The sequence below is a fragment of the Acidobacteriota bacterium genome, assembly GCA_016195325.1.
In the GTDB taxonomy this organism is placed as follows: Bacteria; Acidobacteriota; Polarisedimenticolia; order JACPZX01; family JACPZX01; genus JACPZX01.
This window is the reverse complement of record JACPZX010000017.1, coordinates 1-21,368: the sequence shown is the minus strand read 5'-3', so window position 1 is coordinate 21,368 and position 21,368 is coordinate 1. Positions and strand designations below refer to the sequence as shown.

At 68.6% G+C, this 21,368-nt stretch carries 20 protein-coding genes and 1 pseudogene; 12 read left to right on the top strand and 9 right to left on the bottom strand.

All coding sequences use genetic code 11. The features are described from left to right. Positions 1–11: 11 nt before the first annotated feature. Complete coding sequence (gene gltA / locus HY049_03270) at positions 12–2,447, bottom strand: NADPH-dependent glutamate synthase (protein ID MBI3447926.1); 2,436 nt, start codon at positions 2,445–2,447, stop codon at positions 12–14. 277 nt (positions 2,448–2,724) lie between these two features. Here gltA and HY049_03265 point away from each other — a divergent pair, with 277 nt between their 5' ends. The 4 genes and pseudogenes from HY049_03265 to HY049_03250 all read left to right on the top strand — a co-directional run bounded on the left by HY049_03265 (position 2,725) and on the right by HY049_03250 (position 7,682). After that, a complete protein-coding gene (locus HY049_03265) occupies positions 2,725–3,747 on the top strand; it encodes a type I glyceraldehyde-3-phosphate dehydrogenase (protein MBI3447925.1) in 1,023 nt (340 codons plus the stop codon). Then, positions 3,744–4,745 (top strand): type I glyceraldehyde-3-phosphate dehydrogenase, encoded by a 1,002-nt coding sequence (gene gap / locus HY049_03260; protein ID MBI3447924.1) that lies wholly within the window; start codon positions 3,744–3,746, stop codon positions 4,743–4,745. The genes HY049_03265 and gap overlap by 4 nt, the downstream gene beginning before the upstream one ends. Before the next feature lie 13 nt (positions 4,746–4,758). After that, positions 4,759–5,206, top strand: a pseudogene (locus HY049_03255) (Rieske (2Fe-2S) protein). Then, positions 5,184–7,682 (top strand): cytochrome b N-terminal domain-containing protein, encoded by a 2,499-nt coding sequence (locus HY049_03250; protein ID MBI3447923.1) that lies wholly within the window; start codon positions 5,184–5,186, stop codon positions 7,680–7,682. The pseudogene HY049_03255 and the gene HY049_03250 overlap by 23 nt, the downstream one beginning before the upstream one ends. Positions 7,683–7,686: 4 nt before the next feature. On the opposite strand, the gene HY049_03245 is transcribed toward HY049_03250, so the two are convergent. Then, complete coding sequence (locus tag HY049_03245) at positions 7,687–8,022, bottom strand: hypothetical protein (protein ID MBI3447922.1); 336 nt, start codon at positions 8,020–8,022, stop codon at positions 7,687–7,689. 319 nt (positions 8,023–8,341) lie between these two features. On the opposite strand from HY049_03245, the gene HY049_03240 reads away from it, so the two are divergent. Next, positions 8,342–8,725 (top strand): response regulator, encoded by a 384-nt coding sequence (locus HY049_03240; protein MBI3447921.1) that lies wholly within the window; start codon positions 8,342–8,344, stop codon positions 8,723–8,725. Positions 8,726–8,752: 27 nt separating this feature from the next. Here HY049_03240 and HY049_03235 read toward each other — a convergent pair whose 3' ends face one another. From HY049_03235 to HY049_03205, 7 genes are all read right to left on the bottom strand, one after another. After that, entirely contained in the window at positions 8,753–8,959 is a 207-nt protein-coding gene (locus HY049_03235; GenBank protein MBI3447920.1) for a hypothetical protein, read from the bottom strand. Between the two features lie 528 nt (positions 8,960–9,487). Next, positions 9,488–10,861 carry a sigma-54-dependent Fis family transcriptional regulator gene (locus tag HY049_03230; protein ID MBI3447919.1) on the bottom strand — a complete coding sequence of 458 codons (1,374 nt, stop codon included), beginning with the start codon at positions 10,859–10,861 and terminating at the stop codon, positions 9,488–9,490. A 183-nt stretch (positions 10,862–11,044) separates the two neighbouring features. Next, positions 11,045–11,542 (bottom strand): hypothetical protein, encoded by a 498-nt coding sequence (locus HY049_03225; protein ID MBI3447918.1) that lies wholly within the window; start codon positions 11,540–11,542, stop codon positions 11,045–11,047. Beyond that, a complete protein-coding gene (locus HY049_03220; GenBank protein MBI3447917.1) occupies positions 11,515–12,861 on the bottom strand; it encodes a PAS domain S-box protein in 1,347 nt (448 codons plus the stop codon). Before HY049_03220 ends, HY049_03225 begins: the two co-directional genes overlap by 28 nt. A 153-nt stretch (positions 12,862–13,014) precedes the next feature. Next, complete coding sequence (locus HY049_03215; GenBank protein ID MBI3447916.1) at positions 13,015–14,301, bottom strand: hypothetical protein; 1,287 nt, start codon at positions 14,299–14,301, stop codon at positions 13,015–13,017. 34 nt (positions 14,302–14,335) lie between these two features. Further along, on the bottom strand, positions 14,336–15,148 hold the full coding sequence (locus HY049_03210) for a cytochrome b/b6 domain-containing protein (GenBank protein MBI3447915.1): 813 nt from the start codon (positions 15,146–15,148) through the stop codon (positions 14,336–14,338). Beyond that, on the bottom strand, positions 15,145–16,098 hold the full coding sequence (locus HY049_03205; protein ID MBI3447914.1) for a hypothetical protein: 954 nt from the start codon (positions 16,096–16,098) through the stop codon (positions 15,145–15,147). Before HY049_03205 ends, HY049_03210 begins: the two co-directional genes overlap by 4 nt. Before the next feature lie 158 nt (positions 16,099–16,256). On the opposite strand from HY049_03205, the gene HY049_03200 reads away from it, so the two are divergent. From HY049_03200 to HY049_03170, 7 genes are all read left to right on the top strand, one after another. Next, positions 16,257–16,469, top strand: a complete 213-nt coding sequence (locus HY049_03200) for a hypothetical protein (protein MBI3447913.1) — start codon at positions 16,257–16,259, stop codon at positions 16,467–16,469. A gap of 21 nt (positions 16,470–16,490) precedes the next feature. Beyond that, the gene (locus HY049_03195) at positions 16,491–17,357 is read left to right on the top strand and encodes a hypothetical protein (protein MBI3447912.1); all 867 of its coding nucleotides are present in this window, start codon (positions 16,491–16,493) and stop codon (positions 17,355–17,357) included. A gap of 13 nt (positions 17,358–17,370) precedes the next feature. Next, positions 17,371–18,321, top strand: coding sequence for a branched-chain amino acid transaminase (locus HY049_03190; protein ID MBI3447911.1), 951 nt, complete (start codon positions 17,371–17,373; stop codon positions 18,319–18,321). A gap of 476 nt (positions 18,322–18,797) precedes the next feature. Then, the gene (locus tag HY049_03185) at positions 18,798–19,295 is read left to right on the top strand and encodes a hypothetical protein (GenBank protein ID MBI3447910.1); all 498 of its coding nucleotides are present in this window, start codon (positions 18,798–18,800) and stop codon (positions 19,293–19,295) included. 792 nt (positions 19,296–20,087) lie between these two features. After that, positions 20,088–20,453 carry a helix-turn-helix transcriptional regulator gene (locus HY049_03180; GenBank protein MBI3447909.1) on the top strand — a complete coding sequence of 122 codons (366 nt, stop codon included), beginning with the start codon at positions 20,088–20,090 and terminating at the stop codon, positions 20,451–20,453. Further along, positions 20,431–20,940, top strand: coding sequence for an SRPBCC family protein (locus HY049_03175; protein ID MBI3447908.1), 510 nt, complete (start codon positions 20,431–20,433; stop codon positions 20,938–20,940). Before HY049_03180 ends, HY049_03175 begins: the two co-directional genes overlap by 23 nt. A 110-nt stretch (positions 20,941–21,050) precedes the next feature. After that, positions 21,051–21,368, top strand: a 318-nt coding sequence (locus HY049_03170) for an alpha/beta hydrolase (protein ID MBI3447907.1), incomplete at its 3' end; no start/stop codon positions are given.

The window sequence follows — 21,368 nt, the reverse complement described above, 5'->3', positions numbered from 1 at the left end:
AGTCTCCTCCGTCAGGGGGCGACCGGGCGACCGGAGGCCGCCTCGATCGCTTCTCCCGCCGCTTCGGCCGGGCCGCCGTCCCCGGAGGCGCTCCCGCCCGGGGACACTCCGAGGTGCCGGAGCATCGCCTTCGCCGCGCGCCGCCCCGCTCCCATCGCAAGGATGACCGTGGCCGAGCCGGTGACGATGTCGCCGCCCGCGTAGACGCCCGGGATGTTGGTCTCGCCCGTCGCCTCGTCGACGACGAGGTATCCCCACTTGTTGGTCCGGATCCCGGGGGTCGTCTGCGCGATGACGGGGTTCGCCCGCGTGCCGAGGGCGCAGATCACCGTGTCGACGTCCACCTCGAACTCGGAGCCGGGGACGGCGACTGGCCTGCGCCGCCCCGACTCGTCGGGCTCGCCGAGCTCCATGCGGATGCACGTCATCCCTTTCACCCACCCCTTGCCGTCGTCGAGCACCGCCACGGGGTTGGTGAGCCAGCGGAAGACGATTCCCTCCTCCATCGCGTGATGGAGCTCCTCGGCACGGGCGGGGCACTCCGCGCGGCTGCGCCGGTAGACGACGGTCACCGATTCGGCCCCCATGCGCAGCGCGACGCGCGCGGCGTCCATGGCGGTGTTGCCGGCCCCGACGACGGCGACGCGGCGTCCCATCCCGACGGGGGTGTCGTAGAGGGGCTGCCGGAATCCCTGCATGAGGTTCACGCGCGTCAGGAACTCGTTGGCCGAGAAGACGCCGTTGAGCGCCTCGCCCGGGACGCCCATGAATCGGGGGGAGCCCGCTCCGGTCGCGACGAAGACGGCGTCGAACCCGCGCTCCCCCATGAGCTGCGGGATGGTGAAGAGCTTGCCGATAATCGTGTCGAGCTCGATCCTCACGCCGAGGCGCTTCAGGTTCTCGATCTCGACGTCGATGGTGTCGTTGGGAAGGCGGAACTCGGGAATCCCGTACTTCAGCACGCCGCCCGCCACGTGCAGCGCCTCGTAGATCGTCACGTCGACCCCGGCCTTGGCCAGGTCGCCCGCGCAGGCGAGCCCCGCCGGGCCGCTCCCGACGATCGCCGCGCGCTTCCCCGTGAGAGGGGCCTTCGTCTCCTCGTCCCACCCCCGGCCGACCGCGAAGTCCGCGACGAAGCGCTCGAGCCTGCCGATCGCCACCGGCTCGAGCTTGCCGCCGACGACGCAGTTCGCCTCGCACTGCGTCTCCTGCGGGCAGACGCGGCCGCAGACCGCGGGGAGGCCGTTCGCCTCCTTGAGCACGCGGTACGACGCGGCGATGTCCTTGCGGGAGAGGGCGGCGATGAAGGCCGGGATGTCGATCTCCACCGGACAGCCGGGAACGCACTTCGGCTTCCTGCACTGGAGGCAGCGATCGGCCTCGAGGAGCGCGAGGTCGAGGGAGTACCCGAGGTTGACCTCCTCGAAGTTGTGCGCCCGGACGTCGGGGGGCTGCTCGGGCATCCTCATCTTGGTCGGGCCGACGGTGCGAATCGTCTTCACGGCGGGCTTCACCCCCGGCGGCAGCGGGGGCATGGGCTCGGGGGCGGCCGGAAGCGCGCGGCACCTCGAGACGGCCACGGCCGGATCCGATCCGCCGGCGCCGAAGCTCCGGAGCGCGGCCGCCTCGCGGCCGAAGCGATCCATCGCCTCGCGCTCCTCGCGCTCGAAGCGCTTCTGCCGCAGCATCAGCTCGTCGAAGTCCACGCCGTGCCCGTCGAAGTCGGGGCCGTCCACGCACGCGAACTTCATGTCGCCGCCGACCGAGACGCGGCACGAGCCGCACATCCCGGTCCCATCGACCATGATCGAGTTGAGCGAGACGAAGGTGCGGATTCCCATGGGGCGCGTCACGTGCGCGCAGGCCTTCATCATGACCAGGGGACCGATGGCGATGACGAGCTTCACGTCCGGGTGCTTGCCGAGCACGGCCTTGAGCGCGTCGGTGACGAACCCCTTCATGCCGGCGGAGCCGTCGTCGGTCGCCACGATCATCTCGTCGCTGAAGGAGGCGAACTTCTCGCGCCAGAAGATCCGGTCGGCGCTCCTGAACCCGATGATGGAGATGGTCGTGTTTCCGGCCAGCTTGTGAGCCCGGAGCTGGGGGAAGACCGGGGCGACCCCGAGGCCGCCGCCGACGAGGACTACCTTGCCGAGGGGCCGAGCCTCGCTCGCGACGCCCAGGGGCCCGATGAAATCCAGGATCTCCGCCCCTTCGGGAAGGGCCATCATCTGGTGCGTCGTCTTGCCGACGGCCTGGACGACGACGCTCACGGTCCCGGCGTCGACGTCGTAGTCGGCGACGGTGAGGGGGATGCGCTCCCCCGTCTCGTCGATCCTCACCATCAGGAAGTGCCCGGGGCGGGCGGCGCGCGCGACATCGGGCGCCTCGATCTCCCAGAGAAAAGTTCCGGGGCCGAACTGGTCGCGCCTGACAATCCTGAACACGCCGTCTCCTGGCCCGAAACGCGTGCGCCATATGGCGCACGCGCGGCCGCGACTGCGGCCTGGGGCGCATCCCGCGGCCCCTTCACGGTGGTCGATCCCCCGAGGGGGCGGGCTCCGATCGGGGGTTCGCAAAGTCCGTGCCCCGGCCGGTTCCGGTCGGGGGCGGGCCCCGGCTCCGCGGCCGGCTCCCCGATCGAGGCGCCACTCAACGACCGCGGCGATTCGGCGCAAGCCTTTTGCAATAGACTCGCGGTCGAACTGACCGGGGGGAGATCGCATGGCGGTCCGGATCGGGTTGATGGGGTTCGGAAGGATCGGCCGCAACATCTTCCGGATCCTCGCGAGCCAGCGGGATGTCGAGGTCGCGGCGATCAGCGACGTGGCCGAGCCGCAGGCGCTCGAGTACCTGCTCAGGTTCGATACCGTCTTCGGGCGCTATCCCGGCGCCGTCGAGGCGCACGAAGGCCGCCTGATCGTCGACGGCCGATCCATCCCGCTCCTCGCCGGGCGGGACCCCGGCGACGTGCGCTGGTCGGATCACGGGGTCGAGGTCGTCATCGAGGCGACCTCCCGCCCGCGCTCGAGGGCGGAGATGCAGCGCCATCTCGACGCCGGCGCGGCGCGCGTCATCCTCTGCGTGCCCATGAGCGACGAGCCCGATCTCACCGTCGTCGTGGGCGTCAACGACGGCGATCTGAGACCCTCTCATCGCATCGTCTCGAACGCGTCGTGCACCGCGCATTGTCTGGCCCCCGTGGCCTCGGTTCTCCACGCGAGGTTCGGGATCCGGAGGGGCTTCGCCACCGCCATCCACGCCTACACGAACGCCCAGCGGCTGGCGGACGTCCCGGCCGGCGACCTGAGGCGCTCGCGCGCCGCCGCCGAGAACATCATCCCCGCCGACACCCGGGCCCACGAGCTCGTCATGAGGCTGATCCCTGGTCTCGCGGGGAGGCTCGGCGGCCTCGCCGTGAACGTCCCGGTCCCCGACGGCAGCGTCGTGGACTTCGTCGCGCAGCTCGAGAGGCCGGCCGACGCCGCCGCCGTGAACGCCTCGATCCGTGAGGCGGCCGCGTCGTCGCTCCAGGGGGTGGTCGCGTACGAGACGGAGCCGATCGTCAGCAGCGACGTGATCGGCGACCCGCACTCGGCGATCTTCGATTCGCTGGCGACCATGGCCCTCGGCGGAGACCTCGTGAAGGTGCTCGCGTGGTTCGACAACGGGTGGGGGTACGCGAGCCGCGTGGTCGATCTCGTGAAGAAGCTGGCCGCCCTCGGCGCCGCGGAGCCGGCGCGATGACCCCGCGGATCGCCGTCAACGGGTTCGGCCGCATCGGGCGCAGCGTGCTCCGGATCCTCTCGGGGCGGGGGAGCGCGGAGGTCGTCGCCATCAACGACATCTCGAGTCCCGAACAGCTCGCTTATCTCCTCAAGTACGACACGGTGATGGGGACGTTCGATCGCGACGTCGAGTCGCGGGAGGGGAGCCTCGTCGTCGGCGGCCGCGCGATCCGGCTCCTGTCGGAGAAGGATCCCGGACGCCTCCCCTGGAAGGAGATGGAGATCGACGTCGTCGTCGAGGCGACGGGGCGCTTCCGGAAGCGCGCCGAGATCGCGCGCCATCTCGAGGCGGGCGCCCGGAAGGTGATCCTGACCGTTCCGGCGAAGGACGCGATCGACGCGACCGTCGTCATCGGCGTGAACGATGCGTCGCTGTCGCCGTCGCACCGGATCGTCTCCAATGCGTCCTGCACCACGAACTGCCTCGCCCCGGTGGCGAAGGTGCTCGACGAGACGTTCGGCATCGAGCGCGGCATGATGACGACGATCCACGCGTACACCAACGACCAGCGCCTCGCGGACGTCCCGCACAAGGATCTCCGGCGCTCGAGGGCCGCGGCGGAGAACGTCATCCCGACGACGACCGGCGCCGCCCAGGCCGTGGGGCAGGTCCTCCCGCAGCTCGCCGGCCGGCTCGACGGCATGGCGGTGCGGGTCCCCGTCCCCGACGGCTCGCTCGTCGACTTCGTCGCCATCCTGAAATCGCCCGCGACGCGCGACGCGATCAACGAGGCGATGCGCCGGGCGGCCGCGGGCCCGCTCTCGGGGATTCTCGAGTACAGCGCGGCGCCCCTGGTGTCGAGCGACGTCATCGGCAACCCGCACTCGAGCATCTTCGATTCGCTCTGCACGCAGGTCATCGATCGTCACGCCGCCAAGGTGGTCTCGTGGTACGACAACGAGTGGGGGTACTCGTCCCGGGTCGCCGATCTGATCGATCGCATCGCCCGGAACTGACGCGAGGAGGAGGATGGGAATGCCGGATCCGATCAGCCGGCCGCGCCGGCGCTTCGTCAACTGGCTCCTGGGCACCGGAGCGGGGTCGCTCGTCGCCGCCATCGTCTACCCGGTCGCGCGCTACGTGAGCCCCCCCCGACGTCCCGGAGGCGCAGACCTCGCGCGTGCTCGCCGCGAAGCTCTCCGAGCTGGGGGCGGGAGGATGGAAGATCTTCAAGTTCGGCAACGATCCGGGGATTCTCGTCCGCACGGCCGAGGGGGATGTTCGCGCGTTCAGCGCGACGTGCACGCATCTGGAGTGCACGGTCCAGTTCCGGAAGGATCTGGGGCAGATCTGGTGCGCGTGCCACAACGGCACTTACGATCTCAATGGACTGAACGTGGCCGGGCCGCCTCCGCGCCCCCTGACCAGGTTCTCCGTCAACGTGAGCGGCGACGATGTCTACGTCTCCAAGGCCTGACGCGGCGCGCGGGCCGGACGCGGCGCGCGGCGGCATCGGCCGCTGGCTCGAGGAGCGGCTCGGCTGGAGCGGCCTCTGGGAGCTTGCCCGCCACAAGACCGTCCCCGTCCACCGGCACAGTCTCTGGTACTACCTCGGCGGGATGACGCTCTTCTTCTTCCTCGTGCAGATCGGGACCGGGATCCTCCTGATGCTCTACTACCGGCCCAGCGCCGAGGAGGCGTACGAGTCGGTGCAATTCTTAATGACGCGCGTCCCCTTCGGATGGCTCGTCCGCTCCATCCACTCGTGGAGCGCCAACCTCATGGTCGGGGCCGCGGCGGTGCACCTCCTTTCCGTCTTCTTCCTGAAGGCGTACCGCAGGCCCCGCGAGCTGACGTGGATCAGCGGAGCGCTGGTCTTCTTCCTCGCGATGGGGTTCGGATTCTCCGGATACCTCCTGCCGTGGAACACGCTCGCCTACTTCGCCACGAAGGTCGGGACGGACATCGCGGGGACGATCCCGGTGGCCGGGGGATTCCTCCTCCGCTTCCTGCGCGGAGGCGATCGCGTGACCGGCGGCACTCTCTCGAGATTCTACGGCTGGCACGTCGCGATCCTCCCGGCCATCACCGCCTCCCTCGTCGGGCTCCATCTCGCGCTCGTGCAGAAGCACGGGATGAGCGTTCCCCCGGACGCCGAGGACCGGCCGAGCGGGCGCACGATGCCCTTCGTGCCGAACTTCCTCCTGCGGGATCTCTTCGGGTGGACGCTTGCGCTCGCGGCGCTCGCGGCCCTCGCCGCGTACGCGCCGTGGGAGCTCGGCGTGAAGGCCGATCCGTTCGCGCCGGCGCCCGCGGACATTCGCCCCGAGTGGTACTTCCTCTTCATGTTCGAGACGCTGAAGCTCGTGCCGGGAGGAGCCATCGGCGGCATCGAGTACGAGGCGATCGCGATCCTCGCGTTCAGCCTGGGGGGCGCCGTCCTGCTGGCGGTCCCGTTCCTCGATCGCCAGCCGGGGCGGAGCCGGACGAGCCGGGCCTTCTCCATGATGGGATGGGTGGCGCTCGCGTACGTGATCGGGATGACCGCGAAGGGTTACCACTCGATCTGGCCCGTCGTCGTCCCGCTCGCCGGACTCGCCCTCGTCCGCGCGATCGGCGCGCGCTCGGGAGCGGCGGTCCTGCTCGCGGCGACGCTGCTCCTGGCGGCGGGCGGCCCGGCCGTCGCCGCCCCGAAGGCGGACCGGCCGCCGGCGCCCGGCACGACCGGCGAGGCGGCGGCCGCGCGAGTCCAGCCGCCGGCGGATTCATGCGTGACGTGCCACGCGGCGCTCGGGGAGATCGACGAGCGTCTTTCGAAGCCCGTGAAGGGGTTCGAGCTGGACGTGCACGCCGCGAACGGGCTCGGGTGCGCGTCGTGTCACGGCGGGGATGCGGCTCCGGACAAGGCGGAGGATTCCGACGCCGCGATGGATCCGAAGAAAGGGTACGTTGGAAAACCCGCCCGCGCGAAGATCGCGGAGTTCTGCGGGCGCTGCCACGCAGACGCCGCCTTCATGAAGACGTACAGCCCCGCGGCCCGCGTGGATCAGGTGGCCGAGTACCGCTCGAGCGTCCACGGGAAGAAGAACGCGGCGGGCGACACGAAGGTCGCGACGTGCATCGACTGCCACGGCGTCCACGGCATCCTGCCCGTGGCGAGCCCGAAGTCGCCGGTCTACGCGACGAACGTCCCCTCGACATGCGGGAAGTGCCACGGAGATCCGGCGATCATCGCGGCGTACGGGCTCAAGGGGAATCCTCCGGAGGAGTGGCGGACGAGCGTCCACGCGGAGGCGCTGCTGGTGAAGGGGGATCTCTCCGCCCCGGCCTGCAACGATTGCCACGGCAATCACGGCGCCGTCCCCCCCGGGGTGAAATCACTCGCCTTCGTGTGCGGCCAGTGCCACGGGCGCGAGGCGATGCTCTTCCGCGCGTCGTTCAAGAGGCCCCTCTTCGACAAGATGGGGAAGGGGGAGTGCACCGTCTGCCACGGCAATCACGCCATCGTCCACCCGCGCGACACGCTCATCGGGACCGGGGAGGGGACGGTCTGCTCGAAGTGCCACAAGCCGGGCGACGTCTGCGATCAGCAGAGCGTGAGGATGCGCCGGGCGCTGAACGACTACGCCGGGTCCATCGCCGACGCGCACGAGGTCCTCGGCAGGGCGGAGCGGGCCGGAATGGAGGTCAGCGATGCGCTCTTCACGCTCAAGAAGGAGGGGGTGAGCGGTCTGGTCGAGACGCGGGCCCTGGTTCACTCCTTCGATCCGGATCGCCTCGTCAACCGGGCGGCCGAGGGGACGAAGACCGTGCTCGAGGCGAAGGGAGCCGGCGTCGCGGCGCTGGAGGAGCTCGAGAGACGGCGGCGGGGGCTCGCGATCAGCCTCGTCTTCGTGGCCCTGCTGCTCTGCGGGCTCTTCCTGAAGATTCGGCAGATCGAGCAGGGAGGCTGAGCCGCTAAGGGAGATCGCGATCGCGGGACGCGAGCTTGAGGAGCCGGTCCGCGTCCCGCCGCTGCGATTCGGCCTCGATCTCGGCGTGCACCTCCCGGATGAACGCGAGAGCCCGGTCGCAGCGATCGCACTCTCCGCCGAGCGTCGCGCACGGGACCCCGTCGGCCTGCGCGTCGGCGCAGGTCGGGCCGGAGGCGCTCGCAACCGCCAGCCTCACGCGGCGGGCGATGGTTCCATCGCTCTGGAGCGATGGGCTGCCGAGCATCTCGTTCAGCCGATCGAGTCCTTCCAGGATCTGGCGATGGACGTTTCGGGCCGATTCCGGTGTGGGAGTTTTCATCGGACGGTGCGCTCCTCGAATGGGGGGGCGCTCCCGCGCGTCACCCCTGCCGCAGTCCGTCGCAAACGCGATGCCGCCCTGCTCCCCGTCGAAACTGCCGCGGGGTGAGGAATTCGCGCTCCGCGCGGCCGCCGGCCGCGCGGGGGCGCGCGTCGCTGCGGGCTGCCGCGCACAGCGCGTCCGGCAGCACCCCGTGAGGCCGCGCCCAATCCGGCTCGGGCGGTGGGGCGGTTCTTGCACCTTTCTCTTCTCCGGACTCCGCCCGTCGTCCGGTGGCGTGGTCCCGCCCCGGGACCGCCGCACGATTCAGGAGGACATCATGGCGACTCGCGATCGCGTTCTCGTCGTGGACGACGAGCCGTCCCTGAGGCGGCTGTACCGCGTGGAGCTCGAGCAGGCCGGGTTCGAGGTCAGCGTCGCGGCCAGCGCCGAGGAGGCGCTCGTGCAGGTCCAGGGCGAAAGGCCGGCCGTGGTCGTGATGGACATCCGCATGCCGGGAATGGACGGGCTGGAGCTGATGTCCCGAATCCTCGCCCTCGAGCCGGGGACGCACGTCGTCCTCAACTCGGCGTACGGATCCTACCGGGATCTCTTCTCGTCGTGGGCGGCGGACGCGTACGTCATCAAGTCTTCGGACGTGCTTCCGCTCGTGAGGGAGGTCGAGCGCCTCGCGCGCCCCGCCAGGCGGCGCGGCGCCGCCTGAGGTGAGGGCCCCGGCCGGTTGGCTTCGCTACTTCTCCTCCCACTTCGTGTCCGCCTTGTCGAGGGTGCCGGTCAGGACGACGCGATACTCGCCGGTCTCGGGGTTCATCGCCTCGACCTTCGCACGTGCGGAAGTGCTGTTGAGGATCATCTCACCGACCTTGGTCCGAAGGCTCGCCGGTGACGCCGGAACATTCTCGAGCGAACGCAGATCCTGGATGTGGAATCTGGCCATCTGTTTCACCTCCTTTCGTTCTGGAATCGAACACACCTGCGGCACGAAGATCCGATCGGGGAGCAGCCGGGGCCCTCGAGGGGATCAGGTGTTACGGGTTCTCGTGTCGATCCCGCACGACAGCACGACGCGGTAGGGGCCGCGCGGCTCCATCGTGGCGGGTGCGTCGGGTTCCGCCTCTCCGGGCCGCCTGCGGACAGCGCGGAGCGTTCGGGGCGCCCTGCGGGGCGCCGGGGCTTCCCGCACGATCGACTTTGTGACGTGGGTCGTGGCGGCGCTCGTCTTCATGGCTTCCTCGAGTGACGCGGCGCCCTCGACTCGCGGGGGGGCGCCTCCTTCGGCGCGTCGGACGAGGAAACGGGCAGCAAGCAGCGTGCCGTGGCGTGAATTCGCGCCGGGCGCGGAGATCCCGGAGATCGGGGCGTCGGGACCGGAGTTTTCTGAAAGCCGATCCGAAAAGAACATCGATCCGCCCGCCGACGGTGCGCGGCGCTCCTCAAGCCGTGCGGGGAGGCGCGCAAGAGCCCGTCAGAGATACCCGAATTTCTTCATCTTGTAGCGAAGCGCATCGCGCGAGATGCTCAGGAGCCTCGCGGCGTGCGTCTGGTTCCCGCGCGTCTTCTCGAGGGCCTGCTTGACCATCTCCCCCTCCATCCGCTCGAGCGAGTAGCCCGACTCGGGGAGGCTGAAGCCGTCGCCCGCCGCGAGGTCGGCTCCCGCCGCGGGCTCGCGGATCTCCTTGGGCAGGTCGCCCAGCGACAGCTCGGCCTTGTTCTCGAGGATCATCGCGCGCTCGATGACGTTCTTGAGCTCCCTCACGTTGCCGGGCCACGTGTGCCCCATCAGGCACTGCAGCGCCTCCTCGTTGACCCCCTTCGTGGTCTTCTTGAACTCCTGGTTGAAGCCGTCGATGAAGTGCCTCACGAGGGCCGGGATGTCCTCCTTGCGATCGCGGAGCGGGGGAAGCGTGATGGGAATGACCTTGAGGCGGTAGTAGAGATCCTCGCGGAAGCTGCGGTTCCTCACAGCTTCCTCGAGATCGCGATTCGTCGCCGCGATGATGCGGAGCTTCACCGTGATGTCCTTCACGCCGCCGACGCGCTTGAACGTCTTCTCCTGCAGGAAGCGCAGGAGCTTGGCCTGGAGGAGCACCCCCATGTCGCCGATCTCGTCGAGGAAGAGGGTGCCGCCGTCGGCGAGCTCGAAGAGCCCCTTCTTCTGGAAGCGGGCGTCGGTGAAGGAGCCCCGTTCGTGCCCCATCAGCTCGCTCTCGAGGAGCGTCTCGGGGAGCGCGGAGCAGGTGATGTTCATGAAGGGCTGCCCGGCGCGATCCGAGGCGTAGTGAATCGCCTTGGCCACCAGGTCCTTGCCGGTCCCGGATTCGCCCTGGATGAGGACGGTGGTCGCCTGGCTCTTCGCGATCTTCTCGATGAGCTCCAGCACCTCGATGATCGCGCGGCTCTTGCCGACGATGTTGGTGAGGCCGTACCGCCGCTCCTGCTCCGAGCGCAGGTGCCGCACCTCGCGGCGGAGGCGGCTCGACTCGAGCGCGCGCGCGACGGTCACGACCATCTCGTCGTGGTTGAACGGCTTGTTGATGTAGTCGTACGCGCCGAGCTTGATCGCCTCGACGGCGGTGTCGACGCTGCTGTACGCCGTCATGAGGATGACGGGGATCTCCGGGTGCGCGGCCACGGTCTTCCGGAGCACGTCGAGCCCCGTCATGTCGGGGAGGCGGTAGTCGAGGACGATCAGGTCGATCGTCTCGCGGCCGAGGATTTCGATGCCGCCGGCGCCGTTCTCGGCCTCGAACACGTCGTACTGGTCCTTCTTGAGCCGCTCCTTGAGCGACCAGCGGACCAGCTTCTCGTCTTCAACGATGAGGATCGTCTCGTTCGCCATCCCGAAGGGCTCCCTCGCGCGGCCCGGCGCCGCGACGGACGGTGCGTCAAATCGCAACCGGTGTGCCACGCCGCCGACACGACGCCGCTCTTCAAGTCGTTGAATCCGCGGGGAAGTGGGCGCTTCCCGGGCGCGGAACCGCCTCCCGCAGGTGCGCAAGATAGCGCACCTGCGGGGTCTGGCTCATTTCCAGTGCTTGATCTTCGCCCGGGCGGCCGCGAAATCGAACCCCTTGAAATGGGTGCTCTTCGAGTTGTGACAGGTAACGCAGGTCTTCTCGTCGGGATCGACGAGACCCAGCGAGACCGACTTCGCTTGGGCCGCCGCGTGATCGGCGGTGTACTTCTGCTTGCTCATCACGTCCGCGGCCTTGTACAGGCTGCCGGCCCCGTGGCACGACTCGCACTGCACGCCGGCGAGATCCGCGCCGGCCGCGGCCGGCTTGCCGGCGGCGGTCGTGTGGCAGCCGACGCACTCGGGCTTCGTGCGCTCCTCCGGCTTGAGCGCCTCGAGCGCCTTCGCGTGGGGGCTTTCCGCCCACGCCTTGAACTCCGCCATGTGGCAGGCCTTGCACCTGGCGACGCCGACTGCCTGCGCGTCGGCGGCGAGAGCGGAGGCGAGCGCCGCCGCCAGGATCACCGCGACGATCCCGATCAGCCGGCCGTTGCCATGGGCTTGCATGACGCCATCTCCTTCCCGCGGGCTGTCTCCGGAACCGGGAGCGTGAGCGTGACGGTGGTGCCGATACCCGGAGCGCTGGTGAGTTGAACGGTTCCGTGGTGGGCTTCGATGATGCTGCGCACGATGGGGAGCCCGAGCCCGGTTCCGCGCGCCTTCGTCGTGAAGAATGGCTCGAACGCCCGGTCGCGGAGATCGGCGGGCATCCCCGGCCCGTCGTCCGAGAAGCCGATCTCGAGGCTCGGGCCGGCGCGCCGCGTGACGATCCGCAGCGTCCCGCCCGGCGGCATCGACTGGTAGGCGTTGATGATGACGTTCTGGAAGGCCTGCTCGAGCCGCGTGGGATCTGCCTCCACGGCGGATTCTCCGGGAGCGAACGCACGCTGGACCTTCTTCCCCTTCGCGTCGGGGCTCGAGGCGAGGGCCGCGACCGCCCGATCCAGGATCGCGTGGAGGTCGGCGGGCTGGGGAAGGAGCCGCCCCGGCCTCGCGTACGCGAGGAGGTCATCGACGATGTGCGCGATGCGCGAGACCTGGAGATCGACCTCGGCGCCCACGCCCTCGGGCAGCTCGCCCCACAGAGGGCTTCCCTTCAGCACGGCGACGGTCCCCGAGATCCCGGCGAGGGCATTCCGGACCTCGTGGGCGATCGTCGCCGCCGTCTCGCCTATCGCCGCGAGCTTCTCGGTCTGGATGAGGCGCGATTCCAGCTCCTTCTCGGCGGAGACGTCGCTGATCATCGCGGACGAGCCGATGATGGCCCCGGCCTCGTCGCGGAACACGGAGCGCGTGATCCGGACGCTGATGATGGCGCCGTCCTTCCGGACGCGGCGCGTCTCGAGGTTCCGAACGAATCCGTGGCTCCGCACCAGCTCCCGGATCCGCCCGGGCTCGCCGGACTCGATGAGATCCTTCGGAATGAGGCACGTGACGTTGCGCCCGATGATCTCCTCGGGGCCGTAGCCGTAGATCTCCTCGGCGGACCGGTTCCACGAGCAGATCCGGTCGTCGTTGTCGAGGCAGAGGATCCCTTCGCCCGCGTCCCTCACGATGTTCTCGAAGAAGACCCGCACGCGGCGCGACTCCTCGGACTGGAGCCTGAGCTGCTCCTCGTAGCCGCTGCGGTAGCGGATCAGAAGCCATGCGGTGAGGAACGACATGATCACCGCGGTGGACGCGCCGCGGAGGATGTAGAAGACGACGAGGTCCTCCGGATTCCCGGGCTTCAGGCCGGACCACTCGGCGAGCTCCCAGAGCGCGAAGATGCAGACCATGACGACCGCCAGGGTCGCCACCATCCTCCGGATGCTCGTCGCCGCCATCGCGTCTCCCTGAGGCACGGTTCCGCCGGACCCAAGGCGCCGAAAGGGCAACCGTTGTGCCACGCAAGGGATCCCGGGTCGCACCGGCTCGAGCCCTGATTGCAACGAGTTGGGAAGATCGATCCCCGCGAAGGGGGGGATCCGATGCGCGGTTCAGCGCATCTGCGGGGAAGAGCGCATGCTCGTCGGCGCGGGAAGCCAGATGACGAACCGGGAGCCCGACGCGCTCGTGAGATCGAGAGTGAGCGTCCCGTCGTGGCTCTCCGCGATTTTCCTGGAGATGGCGAGGCCGAGCCCGGTCCCCGATCGCCGTGTCGAGAAGAAAGGCTGGAAGATCGTCTCGGCGAGGTCGGCCCGGACTCCGGGGCCGTCGTCCTCGACGGCGATCTGGAGGCCGCCGGCGGGCGGGCGCTTCGCGGAGATCCTGATGTTCCCCTTCCCTCCCATGGCCTGGGCGGCGTTCAGGACGAGGTTCACGAGAACCTGCTGGACCTGCGCGCCGTCCATGGGGAAGGGGGGAAGGGCGCGGTCGCCGCCGAACGTGACGCGGACGTGCTTCATCAGCGGATCGTCGGCGAGAAGGCGCGCCGTCGTCCGGATCAGGTCCATGGGATCGACGTCGGATCGCGAGGGCGTGGCGGGGCGGGCGTAGATGAGCAGGTCGTTGACGCGCTCGTCGAGCCGCCGGATCTGGCCGAGGATCTCGGCGACGATCGCCTGCTTCGGATCGTCGCGAGGGAGGTCGCCGGAGAAGACCTGGATCGCGCCGCTGATGGCGGCCAGCGGGTTCCGCGTCTCGTGCGCGATGACGGCCGCCACCTCGCCGATCGACGCGAGGCGCTTGAAGGTCGCGTTCTGCTCGGTCTGGAGGATCTTCCGGAGCCAGTCGACGCGGTACGTCTCGAGCATCAGCGCGAGGGAGACGTCGAGCACCCGGGCGTACGCGACCTGGATCGCAACCGCCTTCGCCGCCGCGCGCGGCTTCCCGCGGAGCAGGATCCCGCCGAGGTGCTCGCGAAAGACGTTCATCCCCGTGACCATGAACGACTGATCGAGGCCGACCGCGACGTGGCGCGCCCCGATCGCGGCCTGGAGGACCGCGAACTCCTCGTCGTGGGGCCCCCGCAGCGTGCGCTCCAGCCAGACCGCGAGCGTGGCCTTCAGCCGCTCGACCTGGGCCCGTCCGCCCACGAGCACCCGCACCGCCTCGGCGTCCTCCTCGATGCGGGCGTAGAAGTCCTCGATGATCTCGGGAATTCTCGGCCGGACCTCCGTCAGGAACTTCGCCACGAGGGCGGAGTCCTCGTCGGTGAGCCCGACGTACGCCTTCACGCGCGCGCACAGCGTCGCCGGGTCGGGCCCGTACGCGTCGGCGGCAATCGCCGCCGGCGCCCGGGCCGGCCGGGGAGGGGCCGCTCGCTGAGACCTCTGACGGTTCATCCGATCGCAGTATAAGAGAACGATTCCGTTCGCGTCACGTCCGCGGTGCGGCGACCCTCCCGGCCGCGTCGGGTGCGGGCCGAGGCGCCGCCGGTTCGAGCCCGGAGCCCACCGCGGCCATCGTGGCCTCGTACTCGAGCGGGTGCTCGTGCTTCATCTCGTCGAGAGAGATGCGCCCGTCGATCCACGTGCGGTTCATGGGGAACGCCCCCGGCCGCAGGTGAACCTGGTACATGTGCCAGATGATGATGGCGAGGAACGCCAGGATCGCCTCGTACGAGTGGACCACGCGCACGAAGTCGAAGACGTAGCGCGGGAAGAGCGCCATGGTCGCCTCCTCGAACCAGAGCATGAGGCCGGTGACGGCCATGAGGAGGCTTCCCCAGACCACCGCGAGGTACTCGAACTTCTCGATGAAGGTGTACCGGCCGTACTTCGGATGCGACCGCGGGAGTCCGATCCGGAACCGGCCGAGAAGCCGGCGCCCCCTGCGCGACGCGCGGAGCCGCCCCGGAATGTGGAGCTGCCAGCTCAGCGTCGAGGCGGCGTCCTGCAGATCCTTCGTGCCGGGAAGCAGCGCCTTGAAGTCCCGGTTTCCCCTCGCGGAGAGGAGGACGTAGAGGAGATGGAACCCGCACAGCCCCATCAGAGAGACGCCGGCGACGCGGTGGACGATCCCCCTCCACCGGAAGACGTCGCCCGCGGCGAGGACGCTCTTCAGCCACGGGCCGGGGTTCATCATCATCGGGAGACCGGTCACGACCAGCACCGTGAAGGTCGCGATGAGCACGGCGTGCTGGATTCGCTGGGAGAGAGGCATCCTCAGGACGGCGCGTGGCTCGCTCACGGCCGGGCTCCGGGCCGCTCGCGCCGGTGGCGCCGGCGGAAGCGGAAGTCGGCGATCATGAAGACGAGGAAGACCGACATCATGCCGCCGATCGCCGAGAGGTAGAAGCGGCGGGCGACGTACGTGACGCGGTTGTCCTCCCACCGGTCGCCGAGGTGCACCTTTCCGACGGCGAAGTTCTTCCCCGCCTGCTCGTGGCAGCGGCCGCACGTCGCCGGCAGGTTGTCGTGGGCGATCGTCGAGCGGGGATCGCTCGACGGGAGGATCCGGTGCACGCCGTGGCACGTCGCGCAGTTCGCGACGGCCCGGTCGCCGTACGCGTTCGCGAGGCCGTGGAAGCTGTCGCGGAAGGTCTGCATCCGGGCTGCGGGGATGTCGTACTTGCGCGCCACCTCGGCGTCGTCGTGGCAGCTCGCGCACGTCATCGCCTGGGCCTGCGAGTTGACGGGAGAGCCCGGGTCCTGCGTCATCTGGATCGCATGGCCCCCGTGGCAGGTGAGGCATGTCGGGACGTCGCTGTTCCCGGCCGCGAGCTCCTGGCCGTGGATCCCCTCGCCGTACTCGCGGGCGATCGCCTCGTGACACCTGCCGCACATCGAGGAGAGCATCGGCCCGCGCCGCGCGCTCGGAAGGGCAGCGGCGCGCGCGATGCCGTGCGAGCCGTGGCAGTCCGCGCAGGCGGGAGGGTGTTTTGCCGAAGCCGGAACCTCGTGGCACCCCGTGCAGTCGACCGGATTGGGTTTCGCGTGCGGGAAATCCTTCACCTCCGCCAGGTCGGCATGACAGGAGGTGCACGCAAGGCCGGCCGCTCCGTGGACCGACTTCTCGATCGCCGGGGCCACGTCGTGGCAGTCCGCGCAGGGAGAAGCTCCCGCGGATTCAGCGCTCCGGGCGAGGCCGCCACCCGTGACGGCCAGGACCGCCGCGGCGACGGCGGCGAAAGCGGACACTCGTGGAATCGATCGGAAACTCATCGTCGGGACGGCTCCGATGAGGTGTTCAGCAACACACGTACCAACCCCGCGCCGATCACGGGCGGCCCCGCCCGCCGTGGCACACGGGATGCAGTCGGGACGGGTGGAGTTCGGAGACGAAGGAGAGGTTGGCCATGACTGACGACGCCAGGATTCAGGAGAAGCTGGGAGAGCTAAGGCGCCTCGTGCGCTCCGGCAAGGAGCGGCTCGCGACGCACTCGCCGGTGTGGGCCGTCTACCTCGCGGGCGAGACGCTCCGCGCGATGGGTCAGGTTCTCGACGAGATGGACGAGGAGACGCCCCCTTCGACCAGGGACTTCGGCCGTCCGGCGCGCAAGGTGGGCTGAGGCGGGCGGGGAGGTGTGACCATGGACACGATCCGGCTGGCGACGGAGGGAGGGGCCCGCGGACTTCGCCGGGCTCTCGCGGCGCAGCGGGCGATCGAATCGGCGGTGAAAGGCGCCCGCGTGGCCACCGTGATCTCATCCGGCCTGACGTCCCTTCGCGACGGCACGGCGGACGCGGCGGTCCTCCGCGCGGCGGATCCGGCGCTCGACTCCCGCGAGGGGGCCGTCCTCGTCGCGGTGCTCTCAGGGCGTGACGCCCGGTATCGGTGCGTCTCCAGATCCCGGCCGGCGCTCTCGCTCCTCCTGCCCGGGGCCAGGGTGGCCGCCGCGGACGACGTCGCGCTCGCCCAGATGCGCGCCGCCCACCCGCTCCTTCGACTCGAGAGGATTGGGGATCCGGCGGCGCTTCCGGAACAGTTGCGGCACGGCGAGTGGGCCGCGGCGTGCCTTCCCGTCGACGCCTTCGACGGGGGAGCCTTCTGGGGGCTGAGAGTCGAGACGATGGAGGTGGAGGAGATCCTCCCGCCGGCCGGCCAGGGGGCGATCGCGCTCCTCGCGGCCCGGTCCGACGCACGGGTCCGCGAGGCGCTCCGATCGCTCGACGATCGCGACGCCCGCCGGTGCGTCGACGCGGAGCGGACCTTCGTGAGGGAATCCGGCGACGTTCCCGGCACGGTCGCCGCGGCGCACGCGATCGTCCGGGACGGCCGGCTCGAGCTTTGCGCCCTCATCGCGGAGGAGGACGGCCGGTGGATCGCACGGGATGCCGCGGAGGCCGAGAGCGTCTTCGGCGAGATCCTCGCGCGCGAAGTGGCCGACTCGTGCGGCGAGGCCGCGGCGCGGCTGTCCCGGGCGGGCCCGGGCTTGAAGCGAGCAGCTTCCTTCTGAGAATGGAGACGCCATGACCGAGCCGATCGTCTACTTCCGTGAATCGTTCCTCCCCGAATCCGGGGCGAGAATCCCGCTCCTCACGCACGGCCTCCAGTACGGCACCGGCGTTTTCGAGGGGATTCGCGCCTACGCCGACGCCGCGACGGGCGACATCCGCCTCTTCCGCGCCACCGATCACTTCGAGAGGATGGCGCGCAACGTGAGGTTCCTGAACATCACTCTTCCCCACGCCCCGGCACAGCTCACCGCGATCGCGGCCGAGCTGATCCGCCGCAACACGCTCCGAGGGGACGTCTACATCCGGCCCATCGCGTTCAAGGCGGCGACGAAGATCGGCGTCGGCCTTCCGGCCGAGGACGCCTTCGCGATGATGGCCGTCCCGATGGGGGACTACCTCGACACGCAGAAGGGGCTGCACTGCGGCGTCAGCTCGTGGAGGCGCCTCCAGGACAACTCCATCCCCTGCCGGGCGAAGATCTGCGGCGCCTACGTCAACTCGTCGCTCGCGGCCCAGGAGGCGCGGGATCGCGGGTTCGACGAGGCGATCTTCCTGAACGAGGCGGGGCGCGTCGCCGAGGGGAGCGCGATGAACATCTTCCTCGTGCGCTCCGGCGGGCTTGTGACCCCGGACGTCTCGCAGGGGATCCTCGAGGGGATCACGCGCGACACGGTGATTCGCCTCGCCCGGGAAAGGGGAGTGCTCACCGAGACGCGCTCGGTCGATCGCGCCGAACTGTACGTGGCCGACGAGGCGTTCCTCTGCGGGACGGCGGCCCAGATCGCGCCGGTCACCCGCATCGACGGCCGCGCGGTGGGTGACGGGTGCACGGGCCCGATCACGGCCGGGCTTCGCGAGCTGTACGAGAACGTCGTGCGGGGGAGGTCGGCGAGGCACATCACGTGGCTGCACTCGATCAAGAAGGACGCCGTCCGGCCCGTGCCCGTCGAGATCGCCGTCTAGGATCGCGCCGCCCCTCTGATTCCTTGTTTTCGCGACGCTCCGGGAATAGTCTCGGGGTATGAGTCTCGGCGCGGCGCCTCACGGGGTCTCGTACGCGATCGACGGCTTCGGTGCCCTCACGGTTGGCCCGGCCTGCGGGTCGGGAGGGCCGCTCGCCGTGTTTGCCGCAGAAGGTAGCGACGTTAGACGGGCGCGGCGTCGCCGTCTAAGCCACCAAGAGGAGCGAGGCGCTGCTCGCGGCATCCCCTGTGCCCTCAAGTGTTTTCCCGGCGACGCGGCGGAGGACTGCCTGGAAATTCCCGTATTAGACGGCAGGACCAGAACGTCTAAGACGCCAATGGCAGCCGTTATTCGGGACCTGTCTAATTAGAGTTGGGCGTGCATGAAATGACGAGGGTAGAGTGCACCTCCGATTCGTAATCCTTGCGGCGATGCTCGGGTGCCTGAATTGCGCCCACTCGCGACCGGAACGTAGCATGGAGTCCGACTACCCGCGACCGCACTGTCTTGCCGAGGCGGCGCTCGAACAACAACTCACAGAAGATGAATCTAGAGAAACGCTCGACGATCCTAGGGAAGATGGACCTACACAGGAAGAGCTCATGGCAAGCCTGGGGCGTTATCTTACCAAGGCCCGTGAGACGCTCCCCGTTGCACGCAAGAAGTTTCTCCAAGGGTTGCCGTCGTGCGGCTTGTTTGCCGTCGTCCGACGCACCCCATATTTGGGCGCGATGCCGTCGGAAGACCTCGCGAACACGTGGGTTGCCGAGTTCTACATCGTCGACGGGCTTTCACCCGGAACGGTATGGGGTCACCTGTGGATGAGCGTCCACCCACCTGAGTTGGTCAACAATGTCGTCGGTTTTCCCGATTCTGAGGTTGTAGATTGGCTCATTGTAAATCCGGATGGCAGCATCGAAGGAAACTGGTGGAGACAATGGGCGCAGGATCGACGCGACGGTAAGGTCCCTTGACAGACGTGACGCCCAACAACAGCGTGAAGCGGACGCGCTCATCGCACGTGGCAGCGGTCGTCGCTCGGCGGCGCGCCGCTTACGCTGAGCGTTGGGCGCACAAGGTGAAGAACGAAATGCGGGACAGTCGGTGACAACGTTCGCCTTTTCCACTGCGGCCTCTGTGCTCGCCTTTGCAACTGCCATCTACTACGCGTGGGTAACCATCGAGACGCGTCGAAGCAACGCGTCGATTGGCCAAGCGCAACATGCAGCCCGAGACCCTCATCGTTTGGAGCTGCGGCGGCGCTCGTGGAACGCGATGGGCTCCGCTGGTCTGTGTCTTCTCCTTGGGATAGCGTTCGCCATGTTCTCCAGCGCAGTGGCCGTCCTTGAGAATGCGGACCTGAGTGGAATCGAACGTAGCCTGGAGCTGCGTGTTGTCTTGAGCGGAACAGGCTTTGCGTGGCCGCCGTGCGGATCCAGCCAGGCGCGCTCGCCGACCAACAGCGCGACATCTGCGGCTGGGCGGACATCAGGTGTATCGTCGGAATCGACGGCCGAGCTGAACCTGCCTCCATCATGGTCGTGCGGGCGACGCACCGACCCATCGGTGAGTCTGGAGCAAGCGCGATTGCGCAGTCTATCTTTCGGCCAGCCGTCCGCCGCGGCCATACCGTTCGGCAACGCACCGCACAGCGCATCTCGTTCACCGTTGACCCGGCGCCGGGGCACACCGCCCGGACGGCGGCAACGCAGCGGGCGCTCAGCCTCCCCTTGCATGCCGTCACCCATGCTGTTATACTGAACCGTATGGTGCAGTATAGCCAAACCCACTTCGATGCCTCTTTCGGCGCGCTCTCGCACGCCACCCGACGCGGCGTTCTGGAGCAACTCGGGCGTGCGGACGCTTCGATCACGGCCCTTGCCGAGAGGTTCCACATGTCCCTCACGGGCATGAAGAAACATGTAGGCGTCTTGGAGCAAGCGGGGCTCGTCACCACGGAGAAGGTCGGGCGCGTGCGGACCTGCAAGCTCGGGCTGCGCGGACTGGAAGAAGAGGCGGCATGGATCGAGAGGTACCGCCAGCTCTGGAGCGTACGCTTCGACGAGTTGAACAACGTTGTCGAGGAATTAACACGGAAGGAGAGAGTCGATGGACGAAAGAAGAGAAAGTGAGGCCACCCCCACGAAGAACCACACGACGGTGGAACGGAAGTCCGAGCTCGAACTCGTCGTCACACGAACCGTAAACGGTCCCGCGCGCCTCGTGTTCGAGGCGTGGACCAAGGCAGAACTATTCAGGAGGTGGTGGGTACCAAAGTCGTATGGGCTGACCCTGCTTTCCTGCGAAATGGATGTTCGCGCTGGGGGGCAGTATCGTTTGGTGTTTCGCCACGAAGATTCGACGATGGAGTTCTTCGGCACGTACCTCGAAGTGACACCGCACTCACGCCTCGTTTGGACCAATGAGGAAGGAGACAACGGCAAGACCATCACCACGGTGACCTTCGAGGGAAACGCCGGCAAGACGTTGTTGGTCGTGCACGATCTCTATCCGTCGAAAGAAGCGCTTGACTCCGGATCGACGGGCGCGTTGCCCGAGACGCTCGACCAACTCGACGAGCTTCTCGTGAGCCTGGGATCGAGCACAGAGACAAAGTGACGCAGCCAATCCATAACAGGCCCGGAACCCGTGTGCGCGTACGTCGCGAGCCAAGGAGTGTTTAGATGAAACGGAATGACACCAGCATGTGGACAACAGCTTTCCTCCTGATGACGCTCGTGGCGGCTGACGCGTCGGCCCAGCAGGTGCCAATGACCGGCTACGCGCCAATCAACGGACTCAACATGTACTACGAAGTCCACGGTGGCGGCGAACCGGTGGTGTTGCTTCACGGCGCGTTCATGACCATCACCAACAACTGGACCGGGTGGATCGGCGAACTCTCCAAAACGCGGAAAGTAATTGCCGTCGAAATGCAGGGTCACGGCCGGACGGCGGACGTCCCACGAGATTTCACCTACGAAAACCTCGCCGATGACGTGGCGGCACTGCTCAATTATCTCAAGATCCCGCGAGCGGACCTTATC

Coding starts and splice junctions, on each gene's coding strand:
- HY049_03225 (MBI3447918.1), bottom strand. CDS start 11,542: ATGCAAGCCCATGGCAACGGCCGGCTGATCGGGATCGTCGCGGTGATC.
- HY049_03195 (MBI3447912.1), top strand. CDS start 16,491: ATGGACACGATCCGGCTGGCGACGGAGGGAGGGGCCCGCGGACTTCGC.
- HY049_03175 (MBI3447908.1), top strand. CDS start 20,431: ATGGACGAAAGAAGAGAAAGTGAGGCCACCCCCACGAAGAACCACACG.
- HY049_03245 (MBI3447922.1), bottom strand. CDS start 8,022: ATGAAAACTCCCACACCGGAATCGGCCCGAAACGTCCATCGCCAGATC.
- HY049_03215 (MBI3447916.1), bottom strand. CDS start 14,301: ATGAACCGTCAGAGGTCTCAGCGAGCGGCCCCTCCCCGGCCGGCCCGG.
- HY049_03200 (MBI3447913.1), top strand. CDS start 16,257: ATGACTGACGACGCCAGGATTCAGGAGAAGCTGGGAGAGCTAAGGCGC.
- HY049_03230 (MBI3447919.1), bottom strand. CDS start 10,861: ATGGCGAACGAGACGATCCTCATCGTTGAAGACGAGAAGCTGGTCCGC.
- HY049_03180 (MBI3447909.1), top strand. CDS start 20,088: ATGGTGCAGTATAGCCAAACCCACTTCGATGCCTCTTTCGGCGCGCTC.
- HY049_03190 (MBI3447911.1), top strand. CDS start 17,371: ATGACCGAGCCGATCGTCTACTTCCGTGAATCGTTCCTCCCCGAATCC.
- HY049_03250 (MBI3447923.1), top strand. CDS start 5,184: ATGTCTACGTCTCCAAGGCCTGACGCGGCGCGCGGGCCGGACGCGGCG.
- HY049_03240 (MBI3447921.1), top strand. CDS start 8,342: ATGGCGACTCGCGATCGCGTTCTCGTCGTGGACGACGAGCCGTCCCTG.
- HY049_03185 (MBI3447910.1), top strand. CDS start 18,798: ATGGAGTCCGACTACCCGCGACCGCACTGTCTTGCCGAGGCGGCGCTC.
- gap (MBI3447924.1), top strand. CDS start 3,744: ATGACCCCGCGGATCGCCGTCAACGGGTTCGGCCGCATCGGGCGCAGC.
- HY049_03220 (MBI3447917.1), bottom strand. CDS start 12,861: ATGGCGGCGACGAGCATCCGGAGGATGGTGGCGACCCTGGCGGTCGTC.
- HY049_03235 (MBI3447920.1), bottom strand. CDS start 8,959: ATGGCCAGATTCCACATCCAGGATCTGCGTTCGCTCGAGAATGTTCCG.
- HY049_03265 (MBI3447925.1), top strand. CDS start 2,725: ATGGCGGTCCGGATCGGGTTGATGGGGTTCGGAAGGATCGGCCGCAAC.